General features: G+C 42.1%; 15 protein-coding genes. 6 read left to right on the top strand and 9 right to left on the bottom strand.

The window, feature by feature from the left end:
* Positions 1–54: 54 nt before the first annotated feature.
* The 5 genes from AN214_RS03885 to prmB all read right to left on the bottom strand — a co-directional run bounded on the left by AN214_RS03885 (position 55) and on the right by prmB (position 4,192).
* Complete coding sequence (locus tag AN214_RS03885; protein WP_054978498.1) at positions 55–330, bottom strand: YfcL family protein; 276 nt, start codon at positions 328–330, stop codon at positions 55–57.
* A complete protein-coding gene (locus tag AN214_RS03890) occupies positions 331–1,458 on the bottom strand; it encodes an ATP-NAD kinase family protein (protein ID WP_054978499.1) in 1,128 nt (375 codons plus the stop codon).
* On the bottom strand, positions 1,442–1,996 hold the full coding sequence (locus AN214_RS03895) for an elongation factor P hydroxylase (RefSeq protein ID WP_054978657.1): 555 nt from the start codon (positions 1,994–1,996) through the stop codon (positions 1,442–1,444). The genes AN214_RS03890 and AN214_RS03895 overlap by 17 nt, the downstream gene beginning before the upstream one ends.
* An 86-nt stretch (positions 1,997–2,082) precedes the next feature.
* Positions 2,083–3,183, bottom strand: a complete 1,101-nt coding sequence (aroC, locus tag AN214_RS03900; protein ID WP_054978500.1) for a chorismate synthase — start codon at positions 3,181–3,183, stop codon at positions 2,083–2,085.
* A gap of 76 nt (positions 3,184–3,259) precedes the next feature.
* Entirely contained in the window at positions 3,260–4,192 is a 933-nt protein-coding gene (gene prmB, locus AN214_RS03905; RefSeq protein ID WP_054978501.1) for a 50S ribosomal protein L3 N(5)-glutamine methyltransferase, read from the bottom strand.
* 93 nt (positions 4,193–4,285) lie between these two features.
* On the opposite strand from prmB, the gene smrB reads away from it, so the two are divergent.
* Entirely contained in the window at positions 4,286–4,825 is a 540-nt protein-coding gene (gene smrB, locus AN214_RS03910) for an endonuclease SmrB (protein ID WP_010560682.1), read from the top strand.
* A gap of 43 nt (positions 4,826–4,868) precedes the next feature.
* Here the strand turns inward: smrB and sixA are convergent, their stop codons facing one another.
* Complete coding sequence (gene sixA, locus AN214_RS03915; protein ID WP_054978502.1) at positions 4,869–5,354, bottom strand: phosphohistidine phosphatase SixA; 486 nt, start codon at positions 5,352–5,354, stop codon at positions 4,869–4,871.
* Between the two features lie 199 nt (positions 5,355–5,553).
* Here sixA and AN214_RS03920 point away from each other — a divergent pair, with 199 nt between their 5' ends.
* Together AN214_RS03920 and AN214_RS03925 are read left to right on the top strand one after the other, a co-directional pair.
* Entirely contained in the window at positions 5,554–8,289 is a 2,736-nt protein-coding gene (locus AN214_RS03920; protein WP_054978503.1) for an insulinase family protein, read from the top strand.
* 46 nt (positions 8,290–8,335) lie between these two features.
* Positions 8,336–10,585 carry an EAL domain-containing protein gene (locus AN214_RS03925; RefSeq protein WP_054978504.1) on the top strand — a complete coding sequence of 750 codons (2,250 nt, stop codon included), beginning with the start codon at positions 8,336–8,338 and terminating at the stop codon, positions 10,583–10,585.
* An 18-nt stretch (positions 10,586–10,603) separates the two neighbouring features.
* Here the strand turns inward: AN214_RS03925 and AN214_RS03930 are convergent, their stop codons facing one another.
* The 3 genes from AN214_RS03930 to fadI all read right to left on the bottom strand — a co-directional run bounded on the left by AN214_RS03930 (position 10,604) and on the right by fadI (position 14,371).
* Positions 10,604–10,804, bottom strand: a complete 201-nt coding sequence (locus AN214_RS03930; RefSeq protein WP_010560686.1) for a hypothetical protein — start codon at positions 10,802–10,804, stop codon at positions 10,604–10,606.
* A gap of 137 nt (positions 10,805–10,941) precedes the next feature.
* Positions 10,942–13,059 carry a fatty acid oxidation complex subunit alpha FadJ gene (fadJ, locus tag AN214_RS03935; protein WP_054978505.1) on the bottom strand — a complete coding sequence of 706 codons (2,118 nt, stop codon included), beginning with the start codon at positions 13,057–13,059 and terminating at the stop codon, positions 10,942–10,944.
* Between the two features lies 1 nt (position 13,060).
* Positions 13,061–14,371 (bottom strand): acetyl-CoA C-acyltransferase FadI, encoded by a 1,311-nt coding sequence (gene fadI / locus AN214_RS03940; protein WP_054978506.1) that lies wholly within the window; start codon positions 14,369–14,371, stop codon positions 13,061–13,063.
* A gap of 287 nt (positions 14,372–14,658) precedes the next feature.
* On the opposite strand from fadI, the gene AN214_RS03945 reads away from it, so the two are divergent.
* The 3 genes from AN214_RS03945 to AN214_RS03955 all read left to right on the top strand — a co-directional run bounded on the left by AN214_RS03945 (position 14,659) and on the right by AN214_RS03955 (position 17,006).
* Positions 14,659–14,862, top strand: a complete 204-nt coding sequence (locus AN214_RS03945) for a hypothetical protein (protein WP_010560689.1) — start codon at positions 14,659–14,661, stop codon at positions 14,860–14,862.
* A gap of 247 nt (positions 14,863–15,109) precedes the next feature.
* Entirely contained in the window at positions 15,110–16,066 is a 957-nt protein-coding gene (locus tag AN214_RS03950; protein WP_054978507.1) for a MoxR family ATPase, read from the top strand.
* 7 nt (positions 16,067–16,073) lie between these two features.
* Positions 16,074–17,006 (top strand): DUF58 domain-containing protein, encoded by a 933-nt coding sequence (locus AN214_RS03955; RefSeq protein ID WP_054978508.1) that lies wholly within the window; start codon positions 16,074–16,076, stop codon positions 17,004–17,006.

Consider the following 17,006-nt stretch of genomic DNA (forward strand, 5'->3'; position numbering starts at 1 on the left):
GTAAAAAAAGCAGCCATTGGCTGCTTTTTTTGATGTTTAGAATGCAGTAAACACTTAAACAAGTTCTTTTACTTTTTCCCAAATTGCAACTACATGACCGCGGTCTTCATCGGTTAGTTCGCCATTGCGATACGCTTTAACCAATGATTTTTCAATTTTTTCATTTAACTCTTCGCAGCTTAAATCATCACCTTCAACTTGCGCGTAACCTACTTGCAAATCAAAGTGGCCACGTAAGTAACCACTTGCAAACAACTCATCATCGGTCGCTGTTTCAACCAGTTTATCAAAGAACTCATTGGCCTTATCAACATACGCTAATAATTGCATTTATTTTTCCTCTTCAAGGCCCACTGCATACATCACATGATCGTTGTATCCAGTTACCACTTTTATAAAACCTGATAGTTCGTCATCTAACACGCTGTCGCCTGTATCACAAATAAGCGGACGGCCGTTAAGTGCTTGCAGTTTGCGTTTAGTTGCAACCACAATAATATTTTCTTTACCTACTTGGCGAATAAGTTCAGGGCTAAGCTGCTGATTACCACGACCAAAGATATGACCTTGCCCACCAATTAAGGTGATCACAATTTTAGTCGGCTTGCCTTTGGTTAAATCAATTAATTGCTGTGCGGTACAATCTGCAGCAATAACGTCTTGATCGAGCACGACATCGACACCGAGTAAGGTGTTTTCAAGCCCCATTTCTTCCATTATTGCAGCAACGGTCGAGCCTGAACCCATTACATAATATTCGTCATCTTCCATTTCTGACACAACATAGGCAGATAAGTCAGCAAGTACTAACTCATCCGTTTCTTTACCGCCACTTTTTACTGCTTGCACGTAGCGTAATTCACTTGGCACCTGCATTTCACCATAACGTTTGGCTTTTACAACACCTTCCCGAAATGCCGATTCATCAATATCCATTACATCCGCATCTGAAAGTGTAACCAGCTCGCCGTTTATCAGCATTTCAACAACGCGCCCTGCTGCTTTCGGTGTAATCGCATATACGCCAGAATGAATTTTACAACCAGCAGGGATACCAAGCACAGTCGTATTATCGCTAACCGCACTACACACATTACGCGCTGTACCGTCTCCACCAGCAAATAAAATTAAATCGACACCGTATTCAATTAAGGTTTTAACCGTTAACTCTGTATCAGCAGGTGATGTCTGTTCACCAACCGTCAACACAACATTAGTAGTAAAACCCATTTCTTCTGCAAGGGTTTGCCCCATTTTGCCACTTGGAGTAAATATTTGAATGTGTTCTTTATACGGCAAAAGTACTTCAAGTGCCGCTTGAGTGCGTTTATGAGATTTTGGCTCTGCACCAAGCGCAAGCGCCTGTTCAGTGACATTATCACTGCCTTTTAGACCAACACTGCCACCTAAACCAGCAACAGGGTTGATAATAAGGCCAAGTTTAAACTGCTTCATCATTAATTAATTCATCCTGCCAAGTAAATTGTGCACGTGTTAATGGGTATGGTGTGTGATAAAAATCGCATAATGCTTTAATCAAGGTTTCAGTACGGCTGTTAAACCCGCTCTCAAGTAACTCACATACCTTTATGTAAACCTTACGCTGAAATGCAAAGCGACACGTTTGTGCACCGTTTAAGTTATCTGCTGATACATTAAAATTAAAGCCAGCTGCCACACTGAGTGCCCACTCAATGGCTTGTGGGTGCACTTCCACTTTTTCAAATTCGGCCTGTTGTACTTCATCGCGCCCATCTGTGCAATACCAGTAACCGTAATCTTCTAATAAACGTCTGGCCTCGCCTGCTACTAACCAATGCGCCACTTCATGCAGGCCGCTAGCATAATAGCCATGGGCAAATTCAATGCGATGAAATGATGTATTGCTATCTGCAGGTAGATAAATCGGTTCGCCATCGCCTTTTACTAAACGCGTGTTTAGTGTGCGCTCAAAACAGGTATTAAAGATGATAATTAAATCTTGATAACGATGCATAACGATAGGTACAGCAAAAAATTGCATGCATTTTAGCAAAAATAAAAAGGGGCTGAAATAGCCCCTTTTTTAAATATCTACGGTAATTATTCCGCTTGCCCTGGAATTGGGCCAGGCTGCACATTGACATGCTTGTTTTGGCCCTGATGACGCAATAAGTGATCCATCAAGGTGATTGCCAACATTGCTTCTGCAATAGGAATTGCACGAATACCCACACAAGGATCATGTCGCCCTTTGGTTACCATCTCAACCGCTTCATTTTGCGTATTAATGCTTTTACCCGGTACCGTAATGCTCGATGTTGGTTTAAGCGCAATAGATGCCACAATGTCTTGCCCAGTTGAAATACCCGCAAGCACACCGCCTGCATGGTTTGAAGTAAAGCCTTCAGGGGTGATGGTATCACGATGCTCTGAGCCTTTTTGCTCAATCACTTCAAAACCGTCACCAATTTCAACGCCTTTTACCGCGTTAATGCTCATCAGTGAATGGGCAATTTCAGCATCTAAACGATCAAACACTGGCTCACCCAAACCCACAGGTACATTTTTCGCAACCACAGTAACTTTTGCGCCAATTGAATCACCTTCTTTTTTCAGCGCGCGCATGTATTCATCAAGCGCATCTAGCTTAGAACTATCTGGAAAAAAGAATGGGTTTTCTTCAACCACAGACCAATCAAATTGCTCTGCTTTAATTGGCCCAAGTTGCGATAAACATGCATTAATTTCAACACCATGAAATTGTTTTAAATACTTTTTAGCAATTGCGCCTGCGGCAACACGAATGGCTGTTTCGCGCGCTGACGAGCGACCGCCACCACGGTAATCGCGAATACCATATTTATGCCAGTAAGTATAATCACCGTGACCTGGACGATATACATCGGCAATTTTTGAATAATCTTTTGAACGCTGATCGCCATTTTCGATAAGCAAACCAATGCTGGTGCCCGTCGTTTTACCTTCAAAAATACCCGATAAAATTTTAACAGCATCTTCTTCGCGGCGCTGCGTAGTGTAGCGACTTTGCCCAGGCTTACGTCTGTCTAAATCGATTTGTAAGTCAGCTTCACTAATTTCTAATCCCGGCGGGCAGCCATCGACCACCCCACCTAGTGCAATACCATGGCTTTCGCCAAAGGTACTCACCTTAAATAATTGACCAATACTATTTCCGGCCATAACGTCTCATTTCCTCATTCCCAAATGGCAGCGTTGGTAGATACAGTGCCGCCAAACTGCGTTTTTTACTTGGTGATTACCCTAAATGTGCAATTAAATCTTGTTTATTAATTGCAAACACGCCTAAGCCGCCGTGTTTAAATTCAATCCACTCAAATGGCACACCAGGATAAAGCGCTTCCATATGTACCATAGAATTACCTACTTCAACAAATAACCAACCGTTATCAGTTAGATGCTCCGCCGCTTCATTTAATAATGTACGAGTAACATCAAGACCGTCTTCACCTGACGCTAGACCTAGTTCAGGCTCGTGATGGAATTCATCTGGCAGGTCGCCCATGTCTTCAGCATCAACATATGGAGGATTAGCCACAATTAAATCGTATTTTTGGCCAGGCACACCCGAAAACACATCCGATTGAATAGGGAAAACACGATGGTTTAACTGGTAATTTGAGATATTAATATCCGCTACTTCTAATGCATCAAACGAAATATCAACCGCATCCACTTCGGCATTTTCAAATGCTTGTGCCAGTGCAATCGCAATACATGCCGAACCGGTACACATATCTAAAATTCGGGTAACTTCTTGCTCTGGATCGAGCCAAGTATCAAACTTTTTATTGATAAGCTCAGCAAACGGGGAGCGCGGAACTAATACACGCTCATCAACATAAAATGGTAGGCCTGCGAAATAAGCTTGATTTGTTAAGTAAGCAACGGGCACGCGTTCATTAATGCGCGCCGCAATTAACGCCACCAGCGTTTCTTTTTCAGACGTAGTCAATTTGCTAGTCGCAAGCTCTTTTGGCGCATTAATCGGCAAACTTAATGCTGGCATAATTAACTGTACAGCTTCATCCCACGGGTTATCAGAACCGTGACCAAAGAAAATACCTGACGCAGCAAACTGACTGGTCGTCCAACGTAACCAATCATTAATTGTATTTAGCTCTGTAACGGCTTCTGTTTGCATTGCCGAATCTAAAAATGCCTGTTCCATAATCAAGTTTCACTAGTGTTTAAAAGCACTATTGTAACGGTTTAAAGGCGCAATACTCTAGGTTTTTTACATATTTTTGGATACAATCCCGCCATGAAAAAAGATCACTCACTTTCCGATGACGACATTGCCCTTTTTCGCAGTGAAATGTCTGGCTCAAAAAAAATAAGCCAAGACACAGTCCACTTTAAAAAAGCGCAAAAAGCACCTGAGCAGACTACCAACACTAAGGTAAAACAGCTCGATGCTGAGTTTTATTTCTCGGATGAATATATTCCAGACATAGATACATCGGGTACCGTTAACTTTGTTAAACCCGGTGCTGATAGCTATTTAGCCAAACAACTTCGCCGTGGTGACTTTGCTCCTGAACTTATTTTAGATATGCATGGCATGAATAAAGAGACGGCAAAGCTGGAGTTAGCAGGCCTTATCAGTGCGTGTAAGAAGCGTCATTTACGCTGTGCATGCATCGTGACAGGTGTTGGTGAGCGAGTATTAAAACACAAAGTGCCGCATTATTTAGTACAACACCCTGATGTACTGGCTATTCATCAAGCGCCGCTTGAATATGGTGGCCGTGGCGCATTACTTATTTTAGTGGATATTCCAGAAGATCCTTTTTTCCGCTAATGTTTAGCGCTAAAAACAAAAAATGACTCAATTGAGTCATTTTTTAACTAACCTTTTCACCAACATCAGGTAAATGCATTGCAACTAACTCAGCCAAACCTGATTCTTCATTATAATGAATCTCAGCAACCGCAGCTGTTGCAAAAATTGGCATATTATCAGGGCAAAATTGCTCAACGATATAACTCACAATTGGCATATGAGCAACCAAGATCCAGTTATTTAAGTTAGGTTTGTAACTGATCATTGCTTTAATCAGTTCCGCAGCGTTTTCAGCATCGCCACTTGGAATAAAATCGTCAAAGCTGTCTTGATAACGAATGCTTTCTTGTTTTGCCGTAACAATTTCGGCCGTTTGCAAAGCACGAAGATAAGTACTTGTTAGAACAGCATCTATTTTACAATCTTGCTGTAATTTACTCGCCATTGCGGCGACTTCAAGTCGACCTATATCCGTTAGCATTCTGTTTTGGTCATTTACCGTCAAAGACTGTGCTTGACCATGACGCATAATAAAAATTTTTTTCATAACAATGCTCATTAAGGCAAAACCGTAAAACTACAAAAAATAACGACTTTGCTATAGCCAAATCTATGATATGTCCGCTATATTAGCTTTAAAGCAATAAAAACTCAGGTAGTTTTTAGTTTAGCTGTGTTGCTTCCAGATCCACTTCAATCGTGTTGATAAGCGATTATTCTTTTCTTTATTAGATACGGAGCAAACCTTGATAACCAGCAGCAATGATAGCAGAATTTATCAGTCCCTAAAACTGGATAATGGTCTAAAAATCTTAGTGATTGAAGACGCTGCCAGCGATAAATCAGCGGCGTCACTTACCGTAAATTGCGGCCATTTTGACGACCCTATCAGCCGTCAAGGTTTAGCGCACTTCTTAGAACACATGCTATTTTTAGGTTCAGAAAAATACCCTGAGCCCGGCTCTTTTTCACAATTTTTATCGCATCATGGCGGTAATTGTAACGCGTGGACAGGCACAGAGCATTCGAGTTACTTTTTTGAAGTCCTGAACGAACATTTTTTACAAGCGCTTAGTCAGTTTGCTGATATTTTTCATGCACCGCTTATTTTACCGTCTGCATGCGAGAAAGAGCGCAATGCCATTGATGCAGAATTTAAATTAAAGCTGAAGGATGATTCACGTCGCATTTACCAAGTCCATAAAGAAACGTGTAACAGTGCGCACCCATTTGCTAAATTTTCGGTCGGCAACCATCAAACCTTAATTAATAAAAACGAATGCATTAGCGAAGAGATCCGCGCTTTCTTTTTAAAACACTACCAAGCACAAAACATGACCTTAGTGATTTCAAGCAATACGCCTTGCGAACTCATTAAGGTTAAAATAACGCAACTATTTAATTGCCTTAGTGGCAACCCTGAACGCGAAAAACCCAGTATTGAAGCACCACTTTATCTGCCTGAAAACATGTGCCAGTCGATTTATATTGAGCCACACAAACATATGCAAAAGCTCATTGTATCGTTTGCGCTGCCCAGTATTGATAATTTTTACCGTGAAAAAACAGTAAGCTTTATCGCCCACCTAATCGGCTACGAAGGCGTAGGCTCACTTTATTCGGTATTAAAAAAAGCGGGATGGATTAACGGGCTCAGTGCCGGTGGTGGTATTAATGGCAGTAACTTTAAAGATTTTAACATTAGTATTGTACTGACCGACGAAGGCGAAAAACATAAAACCGCCATTGTGGAATACCTGTTTTGTTACCTGCTGCTGATTGCCAAAGCCGAAACCCCGTTATTGGAGCGTCTTTACCAAGATAAAAAGGTGCTGATGGACATCGCCTTTAATAATCAAGAGAAATCCCGCGTATTGGATTGGGTAAATAGTTTAAGTGTGAATATGCATCACTATCCAGATGAACACTTAATTTATGGCGATTACATAATGACAGGCTTTAATCGCTCGCAGTTTGACAATGTGTTCACGCTGCTAAATGCCAATAATATGCGCCTGATTCATATTCACCCAGGTGTGCCAACCGATGCCAAAGCAAAGTGGTATGGTACGCCTTATAGCATCAAAAAAATATCGCAACCTTGGTTAGACTCACTGGAAAAAGTAGATGCGAACGCCGTTGAACTAATCCTGCCAACCAGCAATCCTTATTTAACAAAGCCGGTTGTGCTGCATCCGATAGAGCATAAACATAAAACACCAGAAAAACGCGTTTCAAGCGACACGTTCGAATTTTGGTATAAACAAGATTCCACCTTTAGAGTCGCCAAAGGTCATTTTTACTTGGCGTTAGACAGTGAAATTACGGTGCAAAACATTAAAAACATGGCGATGACACGCCTGTTTGCAGACCTTTTTATGGATAAAGTCGCTGAGCAATTTTATCCGGCAGAATTAGCGGGCATTAATTATCAGCTTTCAGCTCACCAAGGTGGTTTAACGCTGCACACTTGGGGATTAAGTGGTAATCAAATTGAATTAATCGGTGAAATTTTAAATGAATTATTGAGCTGTAAATTTGACTCGATTCGCTTTTATGAATACCAACGTCAGCTTGTTCGTCATTGGCAAAATGGCAACCAAAGTAAACCTGTTAGTCTTTTATTCTCAGAATTGAGCGCTACATTGCTACCGTGGAATCCAACGCCGTTAAAACTCGCCGAAGCGATTGAACAAATCAGTTTCTGTGAGTTTAACGCATTTTGTAGTCAGTTATTTGAAGCCCTGCACTGTCAAATTCTAATGCATGGCAACTGGACACCATTAGAAGCCGACGATTGTGTGGCACTAATCAGAGAAAAACTAAAAACGCGCACCACTATTGCTGATTTAAACCGTCCTATCGTAACGTTAGATCACCAACAAGAGCAAACCCACGATGTGCCTCACCCAGACAATGCGCTGGTAAGTTACTTTCAAGCAAGCTCTGATTCAATCAGCGAAAAAATCAGGTTAATGGCACTAAACCATTTAATCAGCCAAGACTACTTCCACGATATGCGTACCGAAAAACAGCTTGGCTATTTAGTTGGCTCAGGCTTTGCGCCTTTAAATAATCGCGCTGGTATCGCATTTTATATTCAGTCGCCAGAAATCGCGTCCGATATTTTAGCCCAGCACAGCAATCACTTTTTAGCCAATTACTATCTACAAATTAACGCCATGAGCGATGAAGATTGGCAACAAGCTAAACAAGCATTAATGATGCAAATTGTTGAAAAAGATAAAAACCTACGCCTCAAATCACAGCGGTTTTGGCTGGCAATCGGCAATGGTGATGGCCAATTTAATATGCAATACCAGTTGAAAACTGCGCTATTGCAATTAAGTAAGGCGCAATTAGTAAGTTATAGCAAACGTTTGTTTAGTGAAAACAGTACACGTCTTGAGCTAAAAACCAAAAAAAAGACGGTAAAACAAGCAACTAATTCCGAATCGGTTAAACAAGCTTTGACACCATAAAGACAATCCCTTAGTGTAAGGGAGTTAAATACAATGCGTTAAGCCAATGCCCAATAAAATAATAAAAATAATTGCTGGGTTTACTGGTTTGTTTACTGCTTTTTCAAGCGATGCACACCAACCCACGCTACTAGACTCCAAGCTGGTTATCCCACTTGCGCTCGCAACATTGAGTTTGCTGATAGCGCTAGTTGCTGTTTTGCGCCTGCGACGCTCACAACTTGCCTTAAAACGTTCAGAACATCGATTTAAAAACAGTATATTAGCAAGTGGCGATGCTGTTTGGGATTGGCACATTAGTGAGCATCGTTTAGAGCGCATTAATGACGGCTTATTTAATGCCATTGACCACACTCCCGATTTACCACCTAATAAATCAAATATCCATCCATCTGATTTACCCCACGTTGAACAAATCCTTAAAAAGCACCTGTCAGGAGAAGTTTCGCATTTCGAAGCGAGTTACCGAGCGAAAGATGCAAACGGCGATTGGCGTTGGGTACTCGATAAAGGCCGCGTAATTGAAACGGATGAGGACTTAAAACCACTTAGAATGATGGGCACGGTTAAAGACATTGGCTCGGTAAAACAAACCCAAGAACGTTTAAATTTGCTGGCAAACTGTATTGAAAACCTCTCTGATCCTATTGTTATTTTCGATGCGAATTTTAATATTGTCGAAGTAAATCAGGCCTACTTAAGCTATTTTGGTGGCACTACTGCAAATCACATTGGCACCCCTTACCGACTCCCAGGTTACGACAAAAGCAAAACAAGCCAGCTGTACAAAGCAATACAAAAAAAATCGCACTGGCATAAAGAACTAACATTTAGCAAAGACAGGCAAAGCACGTTCTTCTCACTTTCTATTGACCGCATTGATAACAAAAAGTGCAATCTGCGCCACTACATTGCGGTTTACAACGATGTAACCGACAACAAGCAAACTGAATTGGCACTGCAAAAACTGACCAATCGCGACCGCTTAACCGGCCTGCCAAATCGTAATCAGTTCTTTAGTAATATGAAATCCCTGGTCGGTCGCAAAAACCGCCATGCATTATTAGTATTTGATTTAGACAACTTTAAGAAAATTAACGATAGTTTAGGCCACCACGCGGGTGATATTTTATTGTGTCGTTTGGCATCGCGTCTATCCAAACGTACGCGTGAGAGCGACCAGTTCTATCGCCTAGGCGGTGACGAATTTGCGCTTGTAATGCAAAACACCAATGATATTCATACTATTACACAAGCTGCCAAAAGCTTTTTAGCGCTGATTGAAGCGCCATTCCATATGTCTGGGCACGAGCTTGTGATCACCTCTAGTGTGGGCATCGTGCTCTTCCCTGAAGATGGTAATACACCTGAGCTACTGCTTAAAAACGCAGACACGGCAATGTACCATGCAAAACAACATGGTAACCGTTACTTATTCTTTAACGATGCCATGAACCGCCAAGCGGTTAAGCGTCTACAAATCGAAAACTTAATTCGTTATGGCTTAAAAGAAGACCACTTTAAAGTGTTCTACCAACCTAAAATGGACATTAACAGCGGCGAGCTTGTCGGCATGGAAGCGCTAGTGCGTTTTATTACACCGAATAAAGGCTTAATAAGCCCAGCCCAATTTATTCCAATCGCTGAAGAAACCGGCCAAATTGTTGAAGTAGGTGAAGTGGTGTTAGAAAAAGCCTGTCGTGACGTAAAAGACTGGATTAACCGCGGCTTATTTGATGGTCGTGTGGCAGTGAACCTTTCTGCAAAACAGTTTATGCAGCCAGATCTCATTGGCAGTATTGATAAAATACTAAAACGCGAAGGACTCGCGTCGTACTACTTAGAACTCGAAATCACCGAAGGCACTATCATGGAAGATCCAAAAGACGCTATTCGCATTATGAATACGCTAAGTGCTCGCGGTATTCACCTGGCTATCGACGATTTCGGCACGGGTTATTCATCACTCGCTTACCTTAAACAATTTCCGCTAAACACATTAAAAGTCGATAAAGCCTTTATTGACGACATGGGCAATGAAAAAGGTAAGAATATGGTCGATTCAATCGTCACCATAGCCCACAATCTTGGCTTATCTGTGGTAGCTGAAGGTGTTGAGTACGAAGATCAAGTGGAGCAATTAAAAGAACTAAATTGTGCGACAGTACAAGGCTATTTTTACTCGAAACCGCTTTCACATGAGCAGTTTGAACAGTTTCTGTTAGCTCGCTGTAAAGAAGCGCACTTACCGCCAAGAGATTTGGAACAAGAAGTAAAGCTCAGCCTAGTGCAATAACTCACTAGGCGCTCTGATTTATGCACTAATACGTGTAAAAACAAAGCCTAGTGACTTTCTTAGTAACATTCGTTGTTTAACATTAATTACACTATATACCGCAGGCCCAGTTAATAACCCCGCGATCGCCCAGCGCTTGCCAACTAATCCAAAGCGGCCCGCCACAACAGCGCTCATATAACCATTAATAATTAATAACGCGAATAAATACCAAAGCATCGCTTCTCACCAAGCACAACATAAAATCGGGGCGCTATAGTACAAAAAAAAGCTCAAAAAATCGATGATTAATTGAGCTTTCAGGATTAAATCTATACTAAACGTTTACTGAACAATAAACCTTAACTTGCGCTTGCCTACTCTGTATAAAACGCTTGTTTAGCTTCTGCCATCGCGATTAATGGCTCGCACGGTGTAAAGTGTTTGTTGTACTCTGCAAATGTTGCCAAGCGCGATGCCAAATGCCCAGCGCCTAACGAATCCATGTAACTAAATGGACCACCAAGGAATGGTGGGAATCCGATACCAAATATTGCACCAATATCACCATCGCGTGCACTTGCAATAATGCCTTCATCTAAGCAGCGTGCTGCTTCGTTTAGCATTTGTGCAACACAGCGCTCTGCAATTTCTTCTTTATTCAAGCGTGGGTTTTTACTAACGCCAAGCAATTCATAAACAGACTCATCGACTTTTTTATCTTTCTTATCGTAAACAAAAAAACCTCGGCCGCTTTTACGACCTAAGCGACCTGCATCAATTAAGCGTGAGAAAGCATCTGGCGCTTTAAAACGCTCACCCAGCTCTTTTTCGAGAATTGGGGCAATTTTAGAACCAATATCAATGCCTACTTCATCAAGTAGTGTCATTGGGCCAACTGGGAAACCAAACTCTACTAAGGCTTCGTCAATCTTTTCAATTGGCTCACCAGCAAGTAATAAGTTTGCCGCTTCGTTAACGTAAGGCGCTAAAATACGGTTTACATAAAAACCCGCTTTGTCTTTTACAACAATCGGTGTTTTACCTTGCTTGCGTGCAAAGTTTACAACGCGTGCAATAGTCTCTTTCGCCGTTTTCTCATGAGGAATAATTTCTACCAGCGGCATTTTTTCCACCGGTGAGAAATAGTGAAGACCAATTACGTTTTCAGGACGCGCTGCATTTTCAGCAATTTGACCAATTGGTAGCGAAGATGTATTCGACGCGAAAATGGTATTTTCATTACAATTTTCTTCGATATCAGCAACCATGCTTTGCTTTAGTTTTAAATCTTCAAATACCGCTTCAATGGCGATATCGGTATTTTCAAAACCAGCGTAATCGGTGCCACCCGTAATGCGTGCCATTTGAAGCTGCAATTCAGCTTTAGATAAAATACGGCGTTTTTGCTTTTTGTTTAGAATTTTAAAGCTGTAGTTAAGTGCACCAGAAATGCCTTTTTGTGCAATGTCTTTCACTCGTACACGGGCACCTGCTTTGCATGCACTTACATGTGCAATGCCCGCGCCCATTAAACCACCGCCTAGCACAGCAACATTTTCTGTTGGCTGCGATTGCTCATTCCACTCTTTTTTCATTTCAGTGGTGGCAAAGAAAATACCGCGTAATGCTTTTGATTCTTTGCTCATTACCAAATCAGCAAAGCCTTGTGCTTCAATTTCATAGCCTTTCGCTGGTGCCATTTCAGCAGCAGCGCGAATTGCTTTAATTATGGCAAATGGCGCTGGGTAGTGACCACCTGTTTTCTTCTCAACATTCTCAGTTGCTTTTTTGAAGATAATATTGCGACCAAATGGGTTCGACTCGAGTAATTGAGACACTTTACCAAGCTTAGGCTTAATGCTCTTACGCTTGCCTTTAACAGCAAATTTAAGCGCCACATCAAGTAGCACACTATTAGGCACTACATCATCAACAAGGCCTGCTTTTTTAGCTTGTTTAGGGCGCACTTGTTTACCTGTTAGTGTCCATTCAAGTGCTTTTTGAATACCTACCAGTTTAGGTAAACGTTGGGTACCGCCGCCACCTGGTAATAAACCAAGTTGCACTTCAGGTAAACCTAACTTGGTATTGCTGGCATCACTGGCAACACGATAATCACACGCCAGTGCAAACTCTAGACCACCACCTAAGGTTGCACCATTCATTGCTGCAACCGTTGGGAAAGGCAGTTTTACTAAATCAGCAAATACGCTGTGACACGTTTGTGATAAATACAGCGCGTCATCGCGAGTTTTAGCGTTATCCAGCATTTTAATATCAGCGCCTGCGATAAAGTTATCCGGCTTGCCGCTGATGAATACCATGCCTTTAATATTTTGCTCAACACCTTGTTTAATAACCGCATTAAGGTCATCAACAAAGCTGTCGCGCAGGGTATTCATTTTTTCCCCTGCTACGTCAATGGTGACAATCGCAATGTTGTCATCATTAACTTTAAAATCAAATACTGAGTTCGCTTGTTCAGCTGTCATACTATGCTCCCTCTAAAACGAATGCCGCACCTAAACCACCTGCAGCACATGCTGTTGTTAATGCAAGGCCACCACCACGACGATTTAATTCATTTAAGCTTTGTGTAATTAAACGTGCGCCTGTTGCTGCGAACGGGTGACCATAAGCAAGTGAACCACCGTTTACATTAAACTTATCCATATCGATTTCGCCAATCGCCTTAGAACGGCCTAACTTCTCTTGGGCAAATTTATCACAGCCAAACATCTTCATGTTAGCAAGTGCTTGAGCTGCGAATGCTTCGTGCATTTCAATTAAATCAAGATCTTGTAACGTGATACCCGCTCTATCAAGCGCCATTGGCGTTGAGTGTGCAGGACCCATTAGCATATCTTCATGTACGTCAATCGCGCTAAACGCGAAGCTACGAATATAACCTAAAATTGGGTAACCAAGTGCTTTCGCTTTTGATTCGCTCATCATTAACACAGCTGCCGCACCATCAGTTAGTGGCGTTGCATTTGCAGCCGTTACCGAACCATGTTGACGGTCAAATACCGGACGTAATTTTGCGTAGCCTTCAACTGTTGAGTTTTCACGAATGTTGTTATCGCGATCAAGGAAACCTTTGTAAGGCGGCACATGTGCAGTCATTACTTCGTTGCTTAGTAAACCGTCATTCCAGGCTTTTGCCGCAAGCGAGTGTGAGCGATGCGCCATTGCATCTTGATCAGCACGGCTAATGTTATGAGTTTTCGCCATTTGCTCTGCGGTTTGGCCCATTGAAAGACCCGTTGAATATTCAGCTACCGCAGGTGGTACTGGCAGTAAATCTTTAAAGCGCAATTTCGAAAGAATTTTAAATCGCTGACCAAAGGTACGCGCTTTATTTAAATCAACAAGGCTACCCGCTAATTTTTTACTTACGCCAATTGGTAAAACAGATGATGAATCCGCGCCGCCAGCAATACCGACATTTACAGAACCGGCAATAATTGATTCCGCTACGTTGGCAACTGCTTGGAAACTAGTCGCACATGCACGTGACACAGAATACGCATCTACCGATACTGGCATGCCAGTACCCAGTACAATTTCACGCGCAATATTTGGCGCTTCTGGCATTTGAACAACCTGTCCGAAAACCAGCTGATCGATTTCATTTTTATCAAGATTCATGCGTTCAAGCATTTCATTTACAACCATTTTACCCATATCTAATGCAGGTACGTGGTGGAAGTAAGTAGCTTGTTTTGCAAATGGAGTTCTCAATCCGCTGACAACGGCAATTCGGTCGCCTTTTGTTGTTTTTAGTATATTTTGTTCAGACATAGGTTGTTCCTCTGGTTACAGGTCTGACCTGTTATCAAGTTTATTGATTCTAAACAAGGTATCTTTGTTTGCCAATAGCAAAACGTAAGTTTTTGTCAACCACCCTTGCCGACTTCCCTTTGCTGTGATCGCGGTAAAAGTCTTCTGCTAGCTATCGCGTTAACCACAATATTCATTGAATAACATTTAATCACAAATTAAAACAAAGGATTACGGGGGCTCTCTGTTTTTTCACCGAAATAAAAGTAACAATTTCCATATTACAAACACGTTAGATGGAGAGCGCTATGAAGCTAACTCAATACATAAAACTGGAGCTAGGCACGCAATGGACCGCTAACACGATTTCAGAACAAACCCAAGGTGCACTTAGCAAGCGTACAGCTAATAATTGGTACAATGGTGAAAAACGTCCCATTCTGGAACTGGTTATCGACGGTTTAAAATACCGCAAAATGCAAAGTGAACAAAACAGCAACGAAAGCGCCTAATACGCACGAATGTTGACATTATCACTGCCAAGCTGCATTTCTTATGCAGCTTTTTTTGAACTTTTTATTACTGCCACCATCTTAGCCTCTGTTGTTCTTGCCTCATAAAACAAATGCGAAGATCAACACACCTAATTTTTCCCGATACATTTATTAACGTAAGCCCTTGGCTTAACTAACAGCTTAAGTATAATCTAGCGGTTAAGAACTATTTAAGCCAATTAAAACAATAAGGATAGCGACTAACATGGCGGTATCAGCGTTTGTTCAGCTACAAAATTATTTAGACAGCCAAATCATTGGCCAACCAGAACTTACTCAAGCACTTTTACTAGCATTACTTGCTGATGGACACCTACTTGTTGAAGGTCCTCCAGGTCTTGCTAAAACCCGTGCAGTAAATGCGTTGGCAAAAGGTGTTGAAGGCAATTTCCAACGCGTACAATTTACCCCCGATTTATTGCCGGCAGATATCACAGGAACCGATATTTATCGCCAGCAAACCAGCGAATTTGTATTTGAAGCAGGACCGTTATTTCATAACCTTGTGCTCGCTGATGAAATTAACCGTGCGCCAGCAAAAGTTCAGTCAGCTTTATTAGAGGCCATGGCAGAAAGGCAAATCACGGTAGGTAAAAAAACTTACCCACTGCCAGAATTATTTCTTGTTATGGCAACGCAAAATCCGCTAGAACAAGAAGGGACTTACCCGCTTCCAGAAGCGCAGCTTGACCGTTTTTTATTACATCTTAGTATTGATTATCCAGACGCACAAAACGAGCTCGACATATTACGTCTAACCCGTGGTGAAGCGCTGTCAGATGAGCAAGTTAAAGCACCTCAAATTTCGCAACAAACCTTGTTTGAATCACGCAAGCAAGTGCTTTCAATGCATTTATCAGAGCCACTTGAACGCTATCTTGTGCAACTGATTATCGCAACACGCCAAGCTGAAAAGTTAAGCCCAGAATTAGGCCGTTGGATAGAATACGGCGCAAGTCCGCGCGCCACAATTGCGCTTGATCGCTGTGCCCGAGCTCATGCATGGCTCGCCGGTCGTGATTTTGTCGCACCTGAAGACATTCAAAGTGTATTTGCTAATGTGCTACGTCATCGCATTATTTTATCTTACGAAGCGCAAGCTGATGGCGTAAGCAAAGATGATGTACTAGCCGAGATAATCGCACGCGTGGTAGCACCTTAAACCCATTATGAATACACAAACTGCACAACTCGCCGAACTGCAAAGCAATGGTGTGGAGCTCTCGCTCAATGAGTTGATGGCGTATCACAACAAAACTACTTTGCTTGAACTAACGCCAAAACGCAAAGTGAAGCACCACAATGCCGGTCAATATCTTGCGCCACATAAAGGCCGAGGTATGGAATTTGCTGAAGTTCGGCATTATCAACCGGGTGATGATGTGCGTGCTATCGACTGGCGTGTTACCGCTCGCACCGGAATTGCACATACCAAGCTATTTCAGGAAGAAAAAGAACGCCCCGTTTTTATTTTGACCGATTTTAGCGACAGCATGATTTTTGGTTCACAGTTGCTGCTTAAGTCTGTACAAGCCGCTCATTTAAGTGCACTGATTGCATGGAGTGCCATTCAGCGCGGCGATCGCGTTGGCGGGTTAGTGTTTAATCATAATGCCCATTGGGAGCTAAAGCCCGCCTCACGCCAAAGCGCTGCATTAAAGCTGTTTCATAATTTGCAGCTTGCCCACCAAGCGGCATTAAGCAGTAAACTCGACGGCGAATCGCAAACGCTAAATGATCAATTAAATCGTTTAGTACACTTAGCAAAACCAGGCTCCTTGGTATACCTCATTTCGGATTTTCATCATTTAAGTGAAGATATGGCAAAGCAATTACTGTTATTAACCCGCCACTGCGAGTTAATTGCCTGCCCTATTTTTGACCCTATGGAACGTACGCTGCCGAATGTTGGCGAGCAACTTTCACTAAAATCAGGTAATCGCCAAGCAAGTTTACCGCTGGCTAATGCTAAATTTCGCGAAAGCTACGCGGCAAAAGCCCATGCCCAACAAAATGCGCTCTATCAGCTATTACATAAATCAGGGTTAGCGCTGATGCCTTTTAGTGCAGCGCAATCAATCACCGAACAATTAAAGGGATAA

This window comes from Pseudoalteromonas sp. P1-9 (assembly GCF_001399975.1).
In the GTDB taxonomy this organism is placed as follows: Bacteria; Pseudomonadota; Gammaproteobacteria; order Enterobacterales; family Alteromonadaceae; genus Pseudoalteromonas.